At 63.8% G+C, this 1,121-nt stretch carries 1 protein-coding gene; it reads right to left on the bottom strand.

All coding sequences use genetic code 11. From position 1 onward, the window contains the following. Window positions 1–135: 135 nt before the first annotated feature. A partial coding sequence (locus tag NKH95_RS33360) for an IS5 family transposase (RefSeq protein WP_352894620.1) occupies window positions 136–1,121 on the bottom strand: 986 nt, incomplete at its 5' end.

Raw genomic sequence — 1,121 nt, 5'->3', positions numbered from 1 at the left:
CCCGTTGCGTTATTAAGTTATAGGGGCAAGGAGGGAGGGTCAGGCCAATGTGGGGTGCCTTGCGGCTCGGGTTTGAGGCCGGATTGGCTGGGGTTTGACGGGTTCGGCGGATTTCGGGCGCAATGCGACCCTGTATTAGGTCGCCAGCGTCACCCAGCGGCGCATGTTGAAGGCGATGGCGGCGATGAGGATCTGTCCTGCCGCCTTGGCCAAGCCGCGGTAGCGGATGGCGCAAAGCCGCATGCGGTTCTTCAAGGTGGCAAAGGTCGTCTCGACGGCGAAGCGTTGCCGCGCAATGAGCCGGTTGAAATGCTTCAGGCGCGCTGGCAGATGCGGATGATGCTTGTTGGCGCGCCGCATCAGTCTTGGCTTGATCCCGCGCTCCCTCAGCAATACCTGGCGCGCCTTGGTGTGATAGGCCGCATCCGCCAGCACTGCGCCTTCGTCGCCACAGATCAGATGATCTGCCTCGACCGTGTCGTTGACGTTGGCCGCTGTCGTTCTCACCCGGCGGATCAGGCCAGAGCCCTGGTCGACACCGACATGGGCCTTGTAGCCATAGGAGGAGCCAGGCTTGCCCTGCCGGCGTGTAAAGCCGGCATCGGGATCGCCAGCCTCGCCGGCCTCGTGCGCCGTTCCACTGGGTGGCCGTGCCGCCGCCGTCTCGATCACCGTGGCATCGAGCATCGTACCGCGCCGCAGGATCAGCCCGGCCTTGTCCAACTGACGGTCCAGTTCGCCAAACAGCTTCTCCAGAAGCCCCGCCTCGACGAGACGATTGCGAAAGCGGTTGAGCGTGGTGTGGTCGGGCACCGTCTCTTCGAGCGTCAGCCCAACGAAGCGGCGGAACGACAGCCGATCGGCGAGCGCCTCCTCCAGTTCGCTGTCCGACAGTCCATACAAGGACTGCAGCAGAAGCGCCTTGAACATCACCAACGAATTGTAGGCAGGCCGGCCTGGTCCGGCCGGCGAGCGCAGCCGTGCCAGGATCTTCTCGAAGCGATACCACTTCACCAGCAACGACAACCGGTCCAGGCGACCGCTCCGACCAAGACCCTGCGGCAGCAGAGCCTCCACAAAACTGAACTGACCGCTCGGCTTCGTCGTCATCGCAAGATCCC

Source organism: Mesorhizobium sp. M0848 (assembly GCF_040319805.1).
GTDB lineage: Bacteria > Pseudomonadota > Alphaproteobacteria > Rhizobiales > Rhizobiaceae > Mesorhizobium.
This window is presented reverse-complemented; position numbering and strand designations above follow the sequence as displayed.